A 17,703-nucleotide genomic window follows, 5' to 3' on the forward strand; every position below is an offset into this window, starting at 1 on the left:
CCTCAGGCTGCCTGCCTTTTGCGCCCGGCACAATCCCTGCACGCGCCGCGAGACGAGCGGTCAGTCGCGTTTCAAGCGCAGAAGGTGACGTTCACCTTCTTCTCCCGGGACACACAGTCTGAGCGTCTCGACCAGCGAGACACCCGCCGGCAACCGTGCGATCTCGTCATTGGGGATGCGACCTTTCATCGCCAGCCATTCGCCGCCTTCTGCCAGTACGGCGCCTGACAGATTGACGAAGGCGTCGGTATCGGCGAAGGCCCGCGAGATAATCTGCTCGAAGGGCGCGCCATCATAGGCTTCGATACGCACCTGAGTCGGGCTCAGGTTGTTCAGGCCCAGCTCGTGGCCGGCCTGAATCTGGAAACGCACCTTCTTGCCATTCGAATCCAGCGGTACGACAGCGATGTCGGGACGCATGATCGCGATCACGAGACTCGGCAGGCCCGGGCCGGCACCGACGTCCAGCAGGCGTGGCCCGCTGATGTGGGGCAGCACGCTGAGGCTATCCAGCAGATGGCGCGTCACCATCGCCTCCGGCTCACGTACCGCGGTGAGGTTATAGGCGCGATTCCACTTGTGCAACAGCACCAGCAGCGTCATCAGCTGCGCATGCTGCTCATCACTCAGCGCCACTCCCATGGCGCTGGCACCGCGACTGAGCAACTGGGCGCAACACGCACGCTGCGTCTCGTTGAGCGTCTGACTCATTGCGCGACTCCCGTGTCAGCCGTATCGGTATCTGCTGGAGTCTCCGCCTTGATCAACTGCCGTTTCTTCAAGTGAATCAACAGGATGGAAACCGCTGCTGGCGTGACACCGGAAATGCGGCCTGCCTGGGCAAGCGTCGCCGGGCGCGCTTCATTGAGCTTCTGCTTGATCTCGTTGGACAGGCCATCGACGGAGTCGTAATCGAGACTGGCCGGCAATTCGGTGTGCTCATGACGACGCAGGCGGTCGATCTCTTCCTGCTGACGCTGGATGTAGCCCGCGTACTTGGCGGTGATCTGCACCTGCTCGGCGATGCGCCAGTCGTCGACTCCTTCCCCTTTCAGGCCTGCCACATCCGGATACTCGAGCTCCGGACGCTTGAGCAGCTCCATCAGGCTGGCTTCACGCTTGAGCGGTGAGCTGAGCTTATCGCTCAGCGGGGCCAGCTCCGGGCTCTTCGGCGTCAGCCAGGTGCTTTGCAGACGAGCGGTCTCGCGCTCGATCGCTTCGCGCTTCTGCTCGAACGCCGCCCAGCGCGCGTCATCGATCAAGCCGAGTTCGCGGCCCTTGGCAGTCAGACGCAGATCCGCATTGTCCTCGCGCAGCAGCAGACGATATTCGGCACGTGAGGTGAACATGCGATACGGCTCGCGAGTGCCGAGGGTGATCAGGTCATCGACCATCACGCCGGTGTAGGCCTCGTCGCGCAGCGGATGCCAGGCCTCGTCGTCAGTGGCGCGCAAGGCGGCGTTGACGCCTGCCAGCAGGCCCTGGGCACCGGCTTCTTCATAGCCGGTGGTGCCGTTGATCTGACCGGCGAAGTACAGATTCTTGATGAAACGCGTCTCCAGGGAGTGATGCAGGTCCTGGGGATTGAAGAAGTCGTACTCGATGGCGTAGCCGGGACGCGTGATGTGCGCGTTTTCCATGCCACGAATCGAGCGTACCACCTCGAGCTGCGTATCGAAGGGCAGCGAGGTGGAGATGCCATTGGGGTACAGCTCATGGGTATTCAGGCCTTCCGGCTCGATGAAGACCTGGTGGCTGTTCTTGTCGGCGAAGCGATGCACCTTGTCCTCGATGGACGGGCAGTAACGCGGCCCGATGCCATCGATGACGCCGGAGTACATCGGCGAGCGATCGAGATTGGCGAAGATGATCTCGTGAGTGCGCTCGTTGGTATGCGTGATGAAGCAGTTGACCTGCTCCGGATGCATTTCCCGACTGCCCATGTAGGACATCACCGGGCGCGGTGCGTCACCCGGCTGAGCTTCCATCTTGCTGAAATCGACGCTCTTGGCATCGATGCGCGGCGGGGTACCGGTCTTGAGCCGATCAACCCGGAATGGCAGCTCGCGCAGACGTGACGCCAGGCCGTTGGCGGGCGGATCCCCGGCACGTCCACCGGCATGGTGATCCAGGCCGATATGAATCACGCCACCGAGGAAGGTCCCGGTCGCCAGCACCACCGTGGTGGCGTGGAAACGGATGCCGGTCTGGGTGACGACACCCCGTACGGTCTCGCCTTCGACGATCAGGTCTTCCGCACCCTGCTGGAACAGCGTCAGGTTCGGCTGGTTCTCCAGCACGTTGCGAATCGCCGCCTTGTACAGCGCCCGGTCGGCCTGTGCTCGAGTGGCACGTACCGCCGGGCCCTTGCGGGCATTCAGCGTGCGGAACTGGATACCCGCCATGTCGGTTGCCAGGCCCATGGCACCGCCCAGCGCATCGATCTCCTTGACCAGATGGCTCTTGCCGATCCCACCGATGGCGGGATTGCAGGACATCTGCCCCAGGGTCTCGATGTTATGGGTCAGCAGCAGGGTCTGACGGCCCATGCGGGCAGCCGCCAGTGCGGCTTCCGTACCGGCATGACCGCCGCCGATGACGATCACGTCAAAGCGGTTCGGGTAATCCACGTTGGCACCTCGGGGTATCACGAAACTTGGATGAAGCGCTGTTCGCATGGTGGCGAATCAGGCAAATCGGCCAGACACGACGATGACTCGATGTCTGGATGAATCCGGGACTGACGAACGTCATGGCGAAGACAAGGCGCCGCAGACGGCATGAGCTCGACCCGATGGGGAGCCTGCAAGCCAATCGAATGACGTTCGGGCCGCACAGTATAAACCGCCTGTGGGTAAGCGTCAGGAGTTTTCCACAGTGCCATGGCAGGACGTGCCATGCAGTGGACTCGCGGATGTTTCTCTCAGGGCATCAATCACGACAGTGAGTCGAGCCCGTGTCGAGTGTGTGTGGCGTAGGGGATTTTCCCGAGGACTGGGTCGGATCGTCTTGCCGTTCGTTATCCCGAACACCTTGGAAAGTGAGCTTCCTCGAACCCGGTCTTTCGGGGTGTCCGAACGTCCTTCGGGTTTCCGGATAACAAGATTATATAAAGAAAAGAAAAAGGGGTTCTGTTGATGTTGTAACTACTGTTGTGGACAAAATCAGTGGGAAATCGACTTTATCTCTTAAAAATCAGTATCTTACGATGTTGATATAGTTGGGGAGAAAATGCGTGCTACCTGAGGACGCCACCGGTGGCTTCCTGTGGATGAAACACCGCCTTGTCCACAAGCCCAGTTATCCTCGTTTTCATACCGTGCTGGTACCGGACTTTTCTGCCCTGCTGTGCACAAGTGGCCAGTTTACCCACAACCCCTAGTGCTGCAAGGGCTAACGTACAGAAGGCCGCGGATGATGCCGCAAAATGTCCACAGAGGCAAATCGTCTTCACCTCGACACGCCAACTCTGTAGATAGTACGGGGATAAGCCGTGAGTGGATGGCTACGCTGCCCAGCAGTGGTGCCCTGAGAGATACGATGATACTGCTGTGGATAGTTGTTGGCGTGATTGAGGCTTGCATACCGGTGCCTGGCCGGCCAGACGACTCATGGGCTGACATCAGGCGTGTGTTATCACCAGCCACGGCCCCTTGCAGGTGATGTTTCGAGCGCCTTTCGCGTCAGGACATGCGGTGTCAAAGACCGGCCCTTCGGCGACTGATGAAGTGAATCGAGAGCCTCAGCGAGGCTGGGGGCGTGACGTGAGAGGCAGCCAGGGCGGGGCGAATCATCTGATTTCATTGCATGAAAAAAGCGCGAAATCGTCAGTCGAGATCGAAAAACTTCATTTCGAATGCCAGAATTCCCGTCATTCGGGCCACAACAGACACGTCTATTGCCAGGTGATGCTCTGGATTGGCCAGGAATTGCCTCTTCACTGCGTGGCATTCGGGCAAAAAAAAGCCCCGACCTGACGGTCGGGGCTTGGCCTCTCTCAAGAGGTGGTAGCGGGGGAGTCAGTGCTTGAGGACGCGTGCCAGGAAGCTCTGGGTGCGCGGATGACGAGGGGTGTCGAAGACCTCGCTCGGAGTGCCTTCCTCGACGATGCTGCCCTGGTGGACGAAGACGACGCGATCCGCGACTTCACGCGCGAAGCTCATCTCATGCGTGACGATCATCATCGTCATGCCGTCGCGTGCCAGCTCACGCATCACGTCCAGCACCTCCCCGATCATCTCGGGGTCCAGTGCGGAGGTGGGCTCATCGAACAGCATCAAGCGGGGTTCCATCGCCAGTGAGCGGGCGATGGCGACGCGTTGCTGCTGGCCGCCTGACAGCTGGCCGGGGTACTTGTCGGCCTGCTCGAGAATATTGACCCGCTCGAGCAGCGTGTCGGCCTGTCGCTCGGCGGTCGCCCGGTCACTGCCGCGCACCTTGATGGGGGCCAGGCTGACGTTGTCACGTACCTTCATGTGCGGAAAGAGATTGAACTGCTGGAAGACCATGCCGACTTCGGTGCGAATCGTCTTCAGCGCTCGGTGGCTCTTGCCGTGGGGGATCAAGGACTGTCCGTCCACTTCGATGCTGCCGCCCTGGAACTCCTCGAGGCCATTAACGCAGCGGATCAGCGTCGACTTGCCGGAACCACTGGCGCCGATGATCACCACCACTTCCCCCTGGGCGACCTCGAGATCGATGTCCTTGAGCACATGCAGGCTGCCGAAGTGCTTGTTGATCTTTTGCATGTTCACGATGGCGGTCATCAGGCGCTCCTGGCCGGCGCGAAGGGCTGGCTGATCGGGAAAGAGGAAGAGGGTGTCAGCGCGGTTGTCGCCTGGTGGGAAAGCACGGTAGAGATCATTGGCCCACCAGTCCGCGACGCTCCAGCATCCGTAGCCCGAAGGACAGGCTCAGCGTGATGACGAGGTAGAGCATGGCGACCATGAAGTAGGTTTCCAGCGCGTTGAAGGTGGTGGCAATGTAGATCTGGCCCTGACGGACCAGCTCACCGACACCGATCACCGAGAACAGCGAGGTGTCCTTGATGGACACGATCCCCTGATTGCCGAGCGCCGGGATCATGCGACGCAGTGCCTGCGGCCAGATGATGTAGCGGAAGGTCTGGGGGGTGGAAAGGCCCAGTGACAGTCCGGCCTCGCGTTGCCCGCGCGCGATGGACTGCACGCCACCACGCACGATCTCGGAGATATAGGCCGCGGAATTGAGGGCGATGGCAGCGATACCGGCGGTCAGGGCATCGATGGGCCCCCCGATGATCTGCGGCAGACCATAGAAGATGAACAGGACCTGCACCAGCACGGGCGTGCCGCGGAAGATCTCGATGTAGGCGGTGGCGACCCAGCGCAGTATCCGGCTGGGGGAGAGGCTCAGCAGGCCGAACAGGATGCCGAGCATGAAGCCGATGGCCAGGCCACCGAAGGAAATGGCGAGGGTCCAGGGGATCCCCTCGAGCAGGTACGGCACGGAGGAAATCGCCGCCTGCCAGTCAAACTGGAATTGAACGTCCACGTGGGGCTCCTTGGCACCATCATCTCGCGCCTCAGGACATGGTGAGGGGGAGCTCGTCAGGACAGACGCCACGGCCATTGGCATGCCGTGGCGTCCGGATGGCAGAAATCATGGTTCGTGGTGAAGAAGGCGTCAGAGAACTCTGGCGAGGATGGCGTTATTCGCTGTCGCTCGGCAGGGCGCCGAACCACTTCTGATAGATCTCGGCGTAGCTGCCATCGGACTTCATCTCGGCCAGTGCCTTGTTGGCGGCGTCGGTCCACTCACTGCCCTCGGTGAAGGCGATGCCGTACTGCTGACCTTCATAGAGCGGGCCCACTGTCTTCACGCGACCGTTGCCCTTGGTCTTGGCGAAGTAGCCGACATTGGGAGCGTCATAGAAGACGGCATCGACGCTGCCGGACATCAGTGCCATGTACATGTCGGCGCTGCCGGGATAGGGCGTGATGGTGGAGTCTTCCAGATTGACGGTGAGATAGTCATAGCTGGTGGAGCCGATCTTGGTGCCGATCTTCTTGCCTTCCAGCCCCTCGATGCCCTCGATGTCGCCATTGTTGGCCGCGGTCAGGATCCGCAGGCCGGAGTCGTAATAGGGGTCGGTGAAGTCGACGATCTTCTCGCGGGCCTCGGTGATGGTGATGCCGGCGATGGCGACATCGACGCTGCCGGTCTGTACGGCCGGGATGATGCCATTGAAGTCCATGGTCTTGAGATCGATATCGAAACCGGCGCGCTCACCGATGGCGTTGAGGATGTCGATATCGAAGCCGACCATCTTGCCGCTTTCCTGATCGAGCATCTCGAAAGGCACGAAGCTCGGGTCAGTCGCGGCCTTGAGGGTGACGGCATGGGCGGCACTGGCCATCAGGGTGGCGGCCGCGAGACCGGACAGCGAGGCCAGCAGGTGGGATCTACGCATTTTACATGCCTCTTTATATTTAGATTTTAGGATGTAGTGCGTTTTCAGAGTGACGAGAGCACAAGATCCCGTCAAGTCTGCGAGCGCCGCCATGCGGCGGGTTGGCATTCGCAACCTGCTGAGATGGCGAAAAAAAATCGCCCCCTATCGGAAACCGATAGGGGGCGATCAGGTGGCGGCATCGCGCCGGATGTCATGCTGCGCCGTCAGACCATGAAGGACGAACCACAGCCACAGGTGCTGGTGGCATTCGGGTTCTGGATCAGGAAACGCGCCCCGGCCAGACCTTCCTCGTAGTCGATCGTCGAGCCGACCAGATACTGGTAGGACAGCGGGTCGATCACGACCGCGGCTTCGCCCAGCTCGACCACGGTGTCGTCCTCAGCCATGTCGGTGGCGATATCGAAACCGTACTGGAAGCCGGAACAACCACCGCCAGTGACGTAGACCCTGAGACGCAGCTCCGGGTTGGCTTCTTCCGCGCGCAGCGCAGCGATCCGGGCCTTGGCGCTCTCGGATAGATACAGCGGCGTGGGGATGAAGCTTTGTGCTTCGCTCATGCGGGCCTCCTCGAAGGAGTCGGAGGCCGGGCGCTGAAAACAGCGCCCGGCACGGTATAGAGAACGGAATGCTGCCTATTATCCCTATATCCGAGCAAAAGGGTCAACTTTGTCTGACGTGCTGCCTTGCTGGCGACGCTGGCGGCTCAGGGCATCATCGCCGGCGCCCCGATGCCGGTCATCTCATCCAGGCCGAACATCAGGTTGAGGTTCTGGATGGCCTGACCTGATGCGCCCTTGACCAGATTGTCGATCACCGACAGCACGACCAGGGTGTCGCCATTGCCCGGACGATGCAGGGCGATGCGGCACAGGTTGGTGCCACGCACGCTGCGGGTCTCCGGATGGCTGCCCAGCGGCATGACATCGACGGCGGGGTGATCGGCGTAACGCTGCTCGAACAGCGCCTGCAGATCTTCCAGCGTACCGCTGAAGCCGCTCAGGCGCGGATAGAGAGTGGAGTGGATGCCACGGATCATCGGCGTCAGGTGCGGGACGAAGGTGAGGCCGACCGCGCTGCCTGCTGCCATGTCCAGCCCCTGGGTGATTTCCGGCAGGTGACGGTGACCGGAGGCGCCGTAGGCCTTCATGGACTCGCCGGCTTCACACAGCAGCGAGCCAACCTTGGCACCGCGACCGGCCCCGGAAACGGCGGACTTGCAGTCGGCGATGATGTTGTCGGTCTCGATCAGGCCGGCTTCCAGCAGCGGAATGAGCCCCAGTTGCACGGAGGTCGGGTAGCAGCCCGGCACCGCGATCAGACGGGCTTCACGGATGGCGTCGCGATTGACTTCCGGCAGGCCGTAGACGGCTTCGCCGAGCAGTTCCGGTGCACCATGCGGCTGGCCATACCATTCGGCCCAGACGTCGGCGTCCTTGATGCGGAAGTCTGCGGACAGGTCGATCACGCGGGTGCCACGGGCCAGAAGGTCGCCGGCCAGCGCATGAGCGACGCCATGCGGCGTGGCGAAGAACACGGCGTCACAGGCTGCCAGCACCTCGGCATCCGGCTCGCTGAACGCGAGGGTGTCGTAGTGGCCGCGCAGATTGGGGTACATCTCGTCGACACGCACGCCCTTCTCGCTGCGTGAGGTGATCACGGTCACTTCCACCTGCGGGTGGCTGGCCAGCAACCTGAGGAGCTCCACTCCGGTGTAACCGGTGCCGCCGACGATACCTACCTTGATCATGCTGCCTCCCCGCTTTCGAGCGGTGTCCTGTTGATACGAATGTGACTCGTGTGTCCGGCTTGCTGATGCGACCTTTTGCGGCCTGTGCGCGAGACAGGCGTTGCGCCATGCTGTGCCGAGGTTGTCGGATTGTGCACGGTCGCGACGGTGCGCAATCGATATGATACACAGGTGTCAGGCGGGCAGTAATGTGCTGCCGACATGGATGTTCATCGTCATCGTCAGTGCCTTTCAAGGAGTCGTGAGTGTCACGCCTGTCGCGCCCGCATCTGCCTCGTCCCAGTCTCGACAATTTCCGGCGCAAGCTGGCGGCGGTCGATGCCCTTCCCCAGCTGTGTCTGCTGGGACTGATCGCTGGCCTGCTGACCGGCTCGTTGATGGTCGGTTTCCGACTGTTGCTGAGCGCGGGGGCACTCGGCTTCATGCCGGATGACAGCCCGGAAAACTTCGAGGGCCTGGCGCCCTGGGTGCGCGCGTCATTGCCCTTGCTGGCCGTGCTGGTGATCGGCATCGTGCTCGGTCGTCAGCATCCTGCTCAGCGCAAGCTTGGCATCGGTCATGTCATCGAACGCCTGACCTACCATCAGGGCAAGATGCCGCTGCGTGCCTGGCTCAACCAGATCGTGGTCGGGGTCGTGAGCGTGCTGGGTGGCCTGTCCGCCGGACGTGAAGGACCGGCCATCCACCTCGGGGCTGGCGCTTCCAGCTGGGTCGGAGAGCGTCTCAAGCTGCCCAACAACAGTCTGCGAGTGCTGGTTGCCTGTGGCACGGCAGCGGGCATTTCCGCCTCCTTCAATACGCCGATCGCCGGTGTCATCTTCGCCATGGAAGTGGTGATGATGGAGTACACCCTGACAGGCTTCATGCCGGTGATTCTGGCTTCGACCGCGGGTGCGGTCGTCTCGCAGCTCGTCTATGGCGCCGAACCGGCGTTTGCGGTGCCTTCTCTGCTATTGCACTCGCTGCTGGATCTCCCCTGGGTCGTGATCACGGCACTGGTGATCGGGCTGCTGGCGGGAGGGTTCGTGCACCTGGCCCGGCAGCAGGAGCGTGCCGCGCGTCTGACATGGTCAGGACGGATGGCACTGGTGGGGCTCTCGACGGCCGCCGTGGCCTGGTGGTACCCGCAGGTGCAGGGAATCGGCTATGACAGCCTCGCCCAGCTGCTCGACGGTCAGCTGGCGCTGGATGTGCTGCTGGCGCTGGTCATCGGCAAGCTGATGCTGTCGGCGATATGCGTCGCCTGTGGAGTGCCCATCGGCATCATCGGCCCCGTCGTGGTGGCCGGTGCTGCCGCGGGTGCCCTGATGGGCATGCTGGGCGGCTGGATCTTGCCGGACCAGGCCTCGGACATCGCGCTCTACGCCCTGCTCGGCATGGCGGCGATGATGGGGGCAGTGCTTCAGGCTCCGCTGGCGGCGCTGATGGCACTGCTCGAACTGACGCATTCTCCCAATATCATCCTGCCCGGCATGCTGGCCGTGGTAGTGGCGGGGCTGACCTGCCGCCAGCTGTGCCATTGCCAGGGATTCTTCATCTCGACGCTGACGGCGCAGGGCTTGCACCCGCTTCAGCAACCCTTGATGCAGGCGCTTTCCCGAGTCGCGGTGCCGGCGGTGATGGAGCGCTCCGTGGTCAGCGTGCCGCGGCGCATCACTCGTGAGCGTGCCCGCGCCCTGCTCGAGAGCAAGCCTGTCTGGCTGGTGGTCACGCGCTCGACGCCGGAAAAGCCGATGGTGGCGCTGCCGGCGGCGGATCTGGTGCGTGTGCTGATGGATGAGCACTGGCGAGAGCAGGAAGCGCTCGACCTGCTCGAGATCCCCGCTCAGCGTCTGGATCTCGCCCCGATCCATCTGCAGGCAACGCTGTCGGAAGCCTATGAGCGGCTGCTGCCGAGCAATGTCGATGCGCTCTATGTGGAGCACACCACGGCCCCGATGATTCGCAAGATTTCAGGTATCATCACGCGTGATGCAATAGAGAGCTACTATCGATACAAGCCGTGAAAGGGGCGATCTCGACCCGAGCGTGGTTCAGGTCGTCGGTATCGGCGCTCGACACCCGGCAGGGCTTCGGGATGTGACCGGATACCGCATGTGCCCGGCGCTGCGAACATGGCACCTTGTCGGCCTGTCGAGATGAGTGACACTGCCCCTTTCCTTGTATCTTCCGCCCCTGACTGACGGAGTTTCCCCATGTATCTGTGGATCAAGGCGTTCCATCTGATTGCCGTGGTGTGCTGGTTTGCCGCCCTGTTCTATCTTCCGCGTCTTTACGTCTATCACGCCCAGGCGCGTGATGCCGGCGACATCAAGGCCATCGAGTACTTCAAGACCATGGAGCGCAAGCTCTACCGCGGCATCATGATGCCGTCGATGATCGCGACCCTGGTGCTGGGCATCTGGCTGCTGGCACTGGTGCCGAGCTTCATGAGCATGGGCTGGATGCACCTCAAGCTGGCCATGGTCGTGCTGCTGGTCGGCTATCACCATGCCTGTGGGCTGTACCTGAAGCAGTTCGCTGCCGATACCTGCAAGCGAACCTCACGCTACTTCCGCTTCTTCAATGAAGTACCGGTACTGATGCTGGTGGTGATCGTCATCTGCGTCATCGTCAAACCGTTCTGAGAGCCAGCGCTGCCATGACTGAGTGCCCAGCAAGACTGCCCTGTGTTCTGGTGCTGGCGGGACATGACCCCAGCGGCGGCGCGGGTCTGATCGCCGACAGTGAGGCGATTCGGGCCGGTGGTGGCTGGGCGCTGACGGTGCCGACGGCGCTGACGGTACAGAATTCCAGCAATGTCCAGGCAGTGATGGCGCAGTCAGGCGAGTCGATTCTGGCGATGGCGCATGCCCTGCTCGATGATTTTCGGCCTCGGGCGCTCAAGATCGGGCTTCTCGCCAGTCACGAAGCGCTGATGGCGACGGTCACGCTGATCGATGAACTTCGCCAGCGCTGGCCCGGGCTTCCGATGGTATGGGACCCGGTGCTCAAGGCCGGCGGAGGCCATGAGCTCTCCAGTGAAGCGCTGATCCAGCAGGCGCGCGAGATGCTGCTGGCGCGGGTGGATGTCATCACGCCCAATCGTGGCGAGCTTGCGCGTCTGGCAGCCTGTCCTGCGGGTGCCGGCGAGAATGAGCTCGCCGAGCGCTTGCTGATGGAAGGTGCAGGCGCCGTGCTGGTCACCGGGACTGACCCCCTGGATCATGATGACGCCTCGCTCTCTGAGCCATCCGTCACCCATCGTCTCTATCGTCGCAAGCATCGCAGGCTGTCTCTGGACTGTCCGCGGCTGCCGGGCAGCTTCCATGGCAGTGGCTGCACTCTCGCCTCGCATCTGGCCGTGCGCCTGGCTCGTGGCATGTCGCTGGAACCGGCATGGCGTGCGGCACAGCAGGCGACCTGGCAGAGTCTGGTCGCTGGCCGGGAGCGCGAGCTCAAAGGCCTTGCGCCCGAAGCCCAGCAGCTGCCCTGGCGCTAGCGGTCCTGCTTCTTTCATGCCGGCTTCCAGGCACTGCCGCGGCTGCATCCTGCCCGTGAGTCGCGTTAAGCTGTCGCCATCAAGCGCATCAGGTTATCCACAACGGCTGATGTCTCGCGGCTGGGTGCTCCCATCCTCGGCAGTTGTGGATAACGCGATGTCTCGTTTATCCACACCGTCTTGAGTCATCAACGACTCTTTCCCATTTTTCGCGGCCGTCGTGCCGCACCGTGTCCCTCAAGAGGTATGTCATGACCACGTCCGCTGCCCAGTTCGAACGCGCCAGCCGTCACATTCCCGGTGGCGTCAATTCGCCGGTTCGCGCCTTCAAGGGACTGCATCGTCCGCCGGTGTTCATCGATCATGCCAAGGCCGCCTATCTCTTCGATGTCGAAGACAAGCGCTATATCGATTACGTCGGTTCCTGGGGACCGATGATCACCGGCCATGCCGATGAAGACGTGCTCAACGCCGTGCGTGAGCGACTCGAGAGCGGTCTGTCCTTCGGTGCGCCCACCGAGATCGAATCCGAGATGGCCGAGCTGATCTGCGAGATGCTGCCAAGTCTCGACATGGTGCGCATGACCAACTCCGGCACCGAAGCCACCATGTCGGCGATCCGCCTGGCGCGTGGTTTCACCGGTCGCGACAAGATCGTCAAGTTCGAAGGCAACTACCATGGCCACTCGGACTCGCTGCTGGTCAAGGCCGGCTCCGGCGCCTTGACCCATGGCGAGCCCAGCTCCCCGGGCGTGCCGGCCTCGCTCGCCGAGCACACCATCACGCTGGACTACAACGACGCCGAAGGTGTGCGCCGTTGCTTCGCCGAGCTGGGTGATCAGATCGCCTGCATCATCGTCGAGCCGGTGGCCGGCAACATGAATTGCATTCCGCCGGTGCCGGGCTTCCTGGAGAGCCTGCGTGAAGTGTGTGATGCCCATGGCAGCGTGCTGATCCTCGATGAGGTGATGACGGGCTTCCGTGTCGCGCTGGGTGGCGCTCAGGCGCATTACAACATCACGCCGGACCTGACCTGCCTGGGCAAGATCGTCGGCGGCGGCATGCCGGTGGGCGCCTTCGGTGGCAAGCGCGAGATCATGCATCATCTCTCGCCGCTGGGCCCCGTCTACCAGGCGGGCACCCTGGCCGGCAATCCGCTGGCGATGGCTGCCGGGGTCGCGCTGCTGCGCAAGCTCCAGGCACCGGGCTTCCATGCCGAGCTGACCCGCAAGGTCGAGATGCTGTGTGACGGCCTTGAGAGTCGTGCCAAGGCCGCCGGCATCGCCGCGATCACCCAGCGGGCAGGTGGCATGTTCGGACTGTTCTTCACGGATCAGTCTGCGGTCACCGATTTCCAGTCTGCCACGCGTTGCCGCCAGGAGGACTTCGCGACCTTCTTCAACGGCATGCTGGCAGAGGGAGTCTATCTGGCGCCGTCAGCCTATGAGGCAGGTTTCATGTCCGCCGCCCACAGCGACGAGGATATCCAGGCCACTCTGGAGGCTGCCGAGCGCGTCTTTGCGCAGATGGCAGCCTCGGCCTGAGTCGGTCAGACGGTAGAAGCCGGTATCGACCCGCTCGGCAGGCTGCCGGGCGGGCTGCCATCCGGTACACTTGCCGCCAACGATAGCGATTGCGCTAATGACCCTATAGCCAGCTTGCCTTAGCGGAGATGACCTTGAGCCAGGCCCTGATTCGAGCCCTTCACACCGCCGATTGCTTCGATCACCCCGTGAAGGATATCGAAGTGCACGAGACGCACATCTCGTGGATCGTGCTGACCGGCGACTACGCCTACAAGATCAAGAAGCCGCTGGATTTCGGCAGCTTCCTGGATTTCTCCACGCTGGAGCGTCGCAAGCACCTGTGTGAACAGGAGGTGCGCCTCAACCGCCGTCTGGCACCGACGCTCTATCTGGATACCGTGCCGATTTCCGGTACGCCGGAGGCGCCACGCATCAATGATGAGAGTGCCGTCTTCGAGTATGCGGTGAAGATGCGTCAGTTCTCCAACCGGCACCTGTTCAGCGCCTTGCAGGCCAGCGGTGAGCTGTCGCTGGAGCTGCTGGACGACCTGGTCGATCAGCTGGTGGCCTTCCACGAGCAGGCTGAACGCATCCAGGGTGACAGTGATCTTGGCAGCCCGCAGATGGTCAGCCGTACCATCGACAATGAGTTCACGTTGATTCGCCCGCGCCTCGAAGAGGAGGCTGCGCTCAAGCGTCTGGCGCTGTTGCAGGAGTGGACGGAAGAGACCTTCCAGCGTCTCCAACCGGAATTCGAGCGTCGTTGGCAGGAAGGCTTCGTGCGCGAGACCCATGGCGACATCCATCTGGGCAACGCCGTACGTCACGAAGGCCGAGCCTTGCTCTTTGATGGTATCGAGTTCAATGAAGAGCTGCGCTGGAACGATGTCGGCTGTGATCTGGCCTTCCTGGTGATGGATCTGGAAGCCCGCGATGAGCCGGCCTTCGCCCATCACGCCCTGAATCGTTACCTGGAGCTTTCGGGTGATTACTCGCTGGTGCGTCTGCTGCCGTACTACAAGATCTATCGCGCGCTGATTCGGGCCAAGGTCGCGATGATTCGCTATCACCAGCCGGAGTTGAGTGACGCGGATCGTCTCGACGTGATGGCGGAGTATGAGCGCTATATCGAGCTGGCGGAGCGCTACAGCGAGATCCGCTTCCCGTACATGATCATCGGCGTGGGGGTCTCCGGTAGCGGCAAGAGTCGCTTCACCGAAGAAATGGTGCGTGAGCTGGGGGGTGTGCGCATCCGCAGCGATGTCGAGCGCAAGCGTCTGTATGGCTTTGCCGCGGATGCCGACACCGGCTCGGGTCTCAATGGTGGCATCTATACGCCGCAGGCGACGCATGCGACCTACGAGCGGCTGTCGAATCTGTCAGCCACCCTGCTGGAATCGGGAATCCCCGTGTGCATCGATGCCACCTGCCTGAAGAAATCACAGCGTGATCGTCTGCGTCACGAGGCAGAAGCCCGTGGCCTGCCCGTGCTGATGATCAGCTTCGAGGCCGATGAGGAGACGCTGCGCAGGCGCATCGTCAAGCGCAGTCAGCGTAGTGGCGAGGCGTCCGAGGCGGGGCTTGAGGTGCTGGACAAGCAATTGGCCAATCGTGAGCCGTTCGCTCCTGAGGAGCATGGTCAACTGATCCATATCGACACGACAGCGCCCAACGCTAACGTAACGTTGGCACGCTTGATCCGCGAGCAGCTTAGACTGCACTGAGCCCAACGACATGCTGAAAGGAGCATGGCGAGTGATCGTCATGCTCCTTTCATTTTTGGCAAATGCTTGCACGAATCCCCGATCTGCATTTGAGAACCCTGCATCAGATAAGGAAATACCATGCGTCATAATCTTGCACCTACCGCTGCCGTCGCCATCAGCCTTGCACTGCTCGCCGGTTGCTCAAGTCAGCCTTCCACGGCGGATCTGATGCGGGGGCAGGCAGAGGAAGCCAAGGCTGTCGCCCAGGTGCGCGATCAACTGGCCGACCAGTGGGAAGAGGGCAAGTCACTGGTCGCGGCAGGTGAGAAACAGATCGTCAGTGGTGAAGATCTCGTCGATGATGGAGAAGCCAATATTCGCAAGGGCCAGGCCTTGATCGAAAAGGGCAACAAGCAGATCAAGAAAGGCAAGGGCCGTATCACCAGTGGCAACAAGCAGGTCGCCCAGGGTCGCAAGATGGTGGATGAGAGCCTCTCGACCTATCGCCAGTCTTTCCCGGAACAGTCCGTGACACTGGAAAAGAAGTAACCCGCCATCGCGATAATCATTTCGCAGCTGATACTGGAAGGCCGCTGACATTCGTGTCGGCGGCCTTTTTCTTTGATGCCATCACCAGAGCTTAAAGACGAAAAACCCCGCTTGCGCGGGGTTCTGTAAGACATCTTGGCTGGGCGTGATCAGTACTGCATCACGCTCGCCACGTTGCCACCGCCGGTCTGGGTCACGCTGGCCGTGTTCATCGCACCGGACTGCACGACGTGAGCACGGTTGGCGACGAAGCTCAGGATGCCACCTGCCTGCTGAAGGACTTCGGAGCTGTGGCCAGAGCCAGTCTGTTGGACGCGGGCGTGATCGTTGTAGCCAGTCTGGGTGATCAGAGAGTCACTGTTGGTACCACCTTGCTCGACGATGGCGTAGTTGGAATATCCGCTCTGACTGTTGATGGCCAGATTCTCGCTTCCCGTCTGGCTGATGTCGGAGTACTGCAGCATGTCTGACTGAGTCACCCGCGCAGTGTTGTTCGCATTGCTCTGATTGACGAGCGAGTCATGGGAGCTGCCGTCCTGAGTGACTCGTGCGACTTGATTTGCACCGGCCTGGGTGACGGTTGAATCGATACGTGAGCCGGTCTGGGTCACGACGGCAAGGCCCAGTTCACCGGTCTGTGAAACCGTGGAGTTGTTGAAGCGTCCTTCCTGAGTGACACGTGCACGGTTGTACTCACCGGTCTGCATCACATCCGAGGCGTGCTGGTAGCCGGTCTGGGACACCCGGGCAATCGCATAACTGCCTTGCTGAGTGGCCATGGAATCATTGAATACCCCTGTCTGTGTCACGACCAGAGTATTTTCACGCCCTGCCGGCGAGCCGCTGGCACCCTGCCAGGATTCAGAGTGGTTGGCAAAACCATCCTGGGTGACGCGGGTGAGGTGCTTGTAGCTCTTCTGGTTCAGGTCAACGGAATTGTAGGCACCCGTCTGATTGACGATACCGGTATTGGTGCTGCTGTACTGCTGTGATTTTACCTTGTTGGCACCCCCCAGCTGATTGACGCGAATCGTATGATTGACGCCGTTCTGATAGGTGTTGGCCTTGTTGAAAGCCCCTGTCTGGTCAATATCACTGTCATGTGAGCTGTTGAGCGAGCCGCCATCTCGAGACGTCTGACCTACCTTGGCCTTGTTCATGAAGCCGGTCTGGTCGACATCCGACGTGTTGTTGTCTGCCATGGCGTGAGAAGAGATGGCGATGGCAGCAGCGAGAAGGCTGATTTGAATCTTCATGGTAAGTTCCCTTGTATTGATATTGGTGTCTTCTGTTTTTTATTATGTATTACGTGTGATGCGTCCCCATGGCATGACGGAGATCATGCCGATACTGCTCGGTTGGCGCCGTACTTCAGCGCCGTGATATCAGAGGTTGGTAATGTCATCAATCCAGCGTTGAAGGTGACATTCCCATTGAATTCGATGCCTTTGTTTCCGGCGTTTTATTCTCGTCTGTTCATTTTCAGCGCATGCACTCGAGAGCGTGATGAACTCAATCAGGTTCATTGTTGAATGACCTGGACCTGCATACGGCCACGTGCATGCTGGATGATGCTGACGGGCACCTGACTGCTGCCCTGTTGAAGCAGCATCGCGCCTCCCCCCAGTCCGGTCTGCTGAATCAGCGCGGACTGGGAGATGCCCTGTTGCGCGATCAAGGCATCATGACCCTGGCCTTGCTGGAGTATGTTTGCCTCATTCAGGGTGCCATCTTGCAGGATATAGGCGCTGTTTCCGCTTCCCTGCTGCACACTGATCGCCGTATTCATGACGCCTTGCTGGGCGATCATCGAGACGTTGGCCAATCCATGTTGAGAGAGAGTTGCCTCATTGCGGAAGCCATGCTGAGCAATGTCGGCGACGGAGCGGGATGACTCCAGTTCTGAACGGATCGCCAGGTCGCCCGCCATGGCAAGCAAGCTGAAGGTGGAAGCTGCGAATAATAATCCTGCCTGAGATAATCTCTGTCGCGGCTTGCTATCCAGACTCATGGTATCGACCTGTTTTGATCACGTTACTGATGGACTTACTATTGATCTTTACAGGAGCTGGTGCCATCAGCTGTTTTGAGGGTTATGAGAGTGAGAAGAGACTGTCTTTTATCGTCAATCTTGAGGAGGGAGTTAGTGAGTAATAATGGTGTCATTCCCAACAGAATGATGAGGTGGCTCGCTTCGCGAAGACTCAGACCATTAATACTTAAGAAATTCACTTTAATCT

15 protein-coding genes are annotated in these 17,703 nt (G+C 60.9%); 6 read left to right on the forward strand and 9 right to left on the reverse strand.

Annotated features, from left to right (window positions below; all coding sequences use genetic code 11):
- Positions 1–60: 60 nt before the first annotated feature.
- The 7 genes from rsmG to argC all read right to left on the reverse strand — a co-directional run bounded on the left by rsmG (position 61) and on the right by argC (position 8,201).
- Positions 61–711, reverse strand: coding sequence for a 16S rRNA (guanine(527)-N(7))-methyltransferase RsmG (rsmG, locus tag QD172_RS10560; protein WP_279855730.1), 651 nt, complete (start codon positions 709–711; stop codon positions 61–63).
- Complete coding sequence (gene mnmG / locus QD172_RS10565; RefSeq protein WP_077379795.1) at positions 708–2,630, reverse strand: tRNA uridine-5-carboxymethylaminomethyl(34) synthesis enzyme MnmG; 1,923 nt, start codon at positions 2,628–2,630, stop codon at positions 708–710. Before mnmG ends, rsmG begins: the two co-directional genes overlap by 4 nt.
- A 1,389-nt stretch (positions 2,631–4,019) precedes the next feature.
- Positions 4,020–4,766 (reverse strand): amino acid ABC transporter ATP-binding protein, encoded by a 747-nt coding sequence (locus tag QD172_RS10570; protein WP_077379793.1) that lies wholly within the window; start codon positions 4,764–4,766, stop codon positions 4,020–4,022.
- A gap of 94 nt (positions 4,767–4,860) precedes the next feature.
- Positions 4,861–5,532 carry an amino acid ABC transporter permease gene (locus QD172_RS10575; RefSeq protein WP_084209562.1) on the reverse strand — a complete coding sequence of 224 codons (672 nt, stop codon included), beginning with the start codon at positions 5,530–5,532 and terminating at the stop codon, positions 4,861–4,863.
- A gap of 157 nt (positions 5,533–5,689) precedes the next feature.
- Positions 5,690–6,397, reverse strand: a complete 708-nt coding sequence (locus QD172_RS10580) for a transporter substrate-binding domain-containing protein (protein ID WP_279855804.1) — start codon at positions 6,395–6,397, stop codon at positions 5,690–5,692.
- Positions 6,398–6,657: 260 nt separating this feature from the next.
- Positions 6,658–7,011: an iron-sulfur cluster insertion protein ErpA gene (gene erpA / locus QD172_RS10585; RefSeq protein WP_077379786.1), complete on the reverse strand. Its 354-nt coding sequence runs from the start codon at positions 7,009–7,011 to the stop codon at positions 6,658–6,660.
- Positions 7,012–7,157: 146 nt separating this feature from the next.
- Complete coding sequence (argC, locus tag QD172_RS10590) at positions 7,158–8,201, reverse strand: N-acetyl-gamma-glutamyl-phosphate reductase (protein WP_077379784.1); 1,044 nt, start codon at positions 8,199–8,201, stop codon at positions 7,158–7,160.
- A gap of 254 nt (positions 8,202–8,455) precedes the next feature.
- Here argC and QD172_RS10595 point away from each other — a divergent pair, with 254 nt between their 5' ends.
- From QD172_RS10595 to QD172_RS10620, 6 genes are all read left to right on the forward strand, one after another.
- Positions 8,456–10,207: a chloride channel protein gene (locus tag QD172_RS10595; RefSeq protein WP_103751499.1), complete on the forward strand. Its 1,752-nt coding sequence runs from the start codon at positions 8,456–8,458 to the stop codon at positions 10,205–10,207.
- Positions 10,208–10,396: 189 nt separating this feature from the next.
- Positions 10,397–10,828 carry a protoporphyrinogen oxidase HemJ gene (hemJ, locus tag QD172_RS10600; RefSeq protein WP_084209561.1) on the forward strand — a complete coding sequence of 144 codons (432 nt, stop codon included), beginning with the start codon at positions 10,397–10,399 and terminating at the stop codon, positions 10,826–10,828.
- Between the two features lie 14 nt (positions 10,829–10,842).
- Positions 10,843–11,682, forward strand: a complete 840-nt coding sequence (locus QD172_RS10605) for a hydroxymethylpyrimidine/phosphomethylpyrimidine kinase (RefSeq protein WP_279855733.1) — start codon at positions 10,843–10,845, stop codon at positions 11,680–11,682.
- A gap of 251 nt (positions 11,683–11,933) precedes the next feature.
- On the forward strand, positions 11,934–13,226 hold the full coding sequence (gene hemL, locus QD172_RS10610; RefSeq protein ID WP_077379776.1) for a glutamate-1-semialdehyde 2,1-aminomutase: 1,293 nt from the start codon (positions 11,934–11,936) through the stop codon (positions 13,224–13,226).
- A 128-nt stretch (positions 13,227–13,354) separates the two neighbouring features.
- Positions 13,355–14,932: a bifunctional aminoglycoside phosphotransferase/ATP-binding protein gene (locus QD172_RS10615; protein WP_240499628.1), complete on the forward strand. Its 1,578-nt coding sequence runs from the start codon at positions 13,355–13,357 to the stop codon at positions 14,930–14,932.
- Between the two features lie 120 nt (positions 14,933–15,052).
- Positions 15,053–15,463 carry a hypothetical protein gene (locus tag QD172_RS10620; protein ID WP_077379774.1) on the forward strand — a complete coding sequence of 137 codons (411 nt, stop codon included), beginning with the start codon at positions 15,053–15,055 and terminating at the stop codon, positions 15,461–15,463.
- Between the two features lie 149 nt (positions 15,464–15,612).
- Here QD172_RS10620 and QD172_RS10625 read toward each other — a convergent pair whose 3' ends face one another.
- Both QD172_RS10625 and QD172_RS10630 read right to left on the reverse strand, forming a co-directional pair.
- Positions 15,613–16,719, reverse strand: coding sequence for a hypothetical protein (locus tag QD172_RS10625; RefSeq protein ID WP_084209559.1), 1,107 nt, complete (start codon positions 16,717–16,719; stop codon positions 15,613–15,615).
- Positions 16,720–16,985: 266 nt separating this feature from the next.
- Positions 16,986–17,474 carry a hypothetical protein gene (locus tag QD172_RS10630; protein ID WP_077379769.1) on the reverse strand — a complete coding sequence of 163 codons (489 nt, stop codon included), beginning with the start codon at positions 17,472–17,474 and terminating at the stop codon, positions 16,986–16,988.
- Between the last annotated feature and the right edge of the window lie 229 nt (positions 17,475–17,703).

Origin of the sequence: Cobetia sp. 10Alg 146, assembly GCF_029846385.1 — a bacterium.
Taxonomy (GTDB): Bacteria; Pseudomonadota; Gammaproteobacteria; order Pseudomonadales; family Halomonadaceae; genus Cobetia; species Cobetia marina.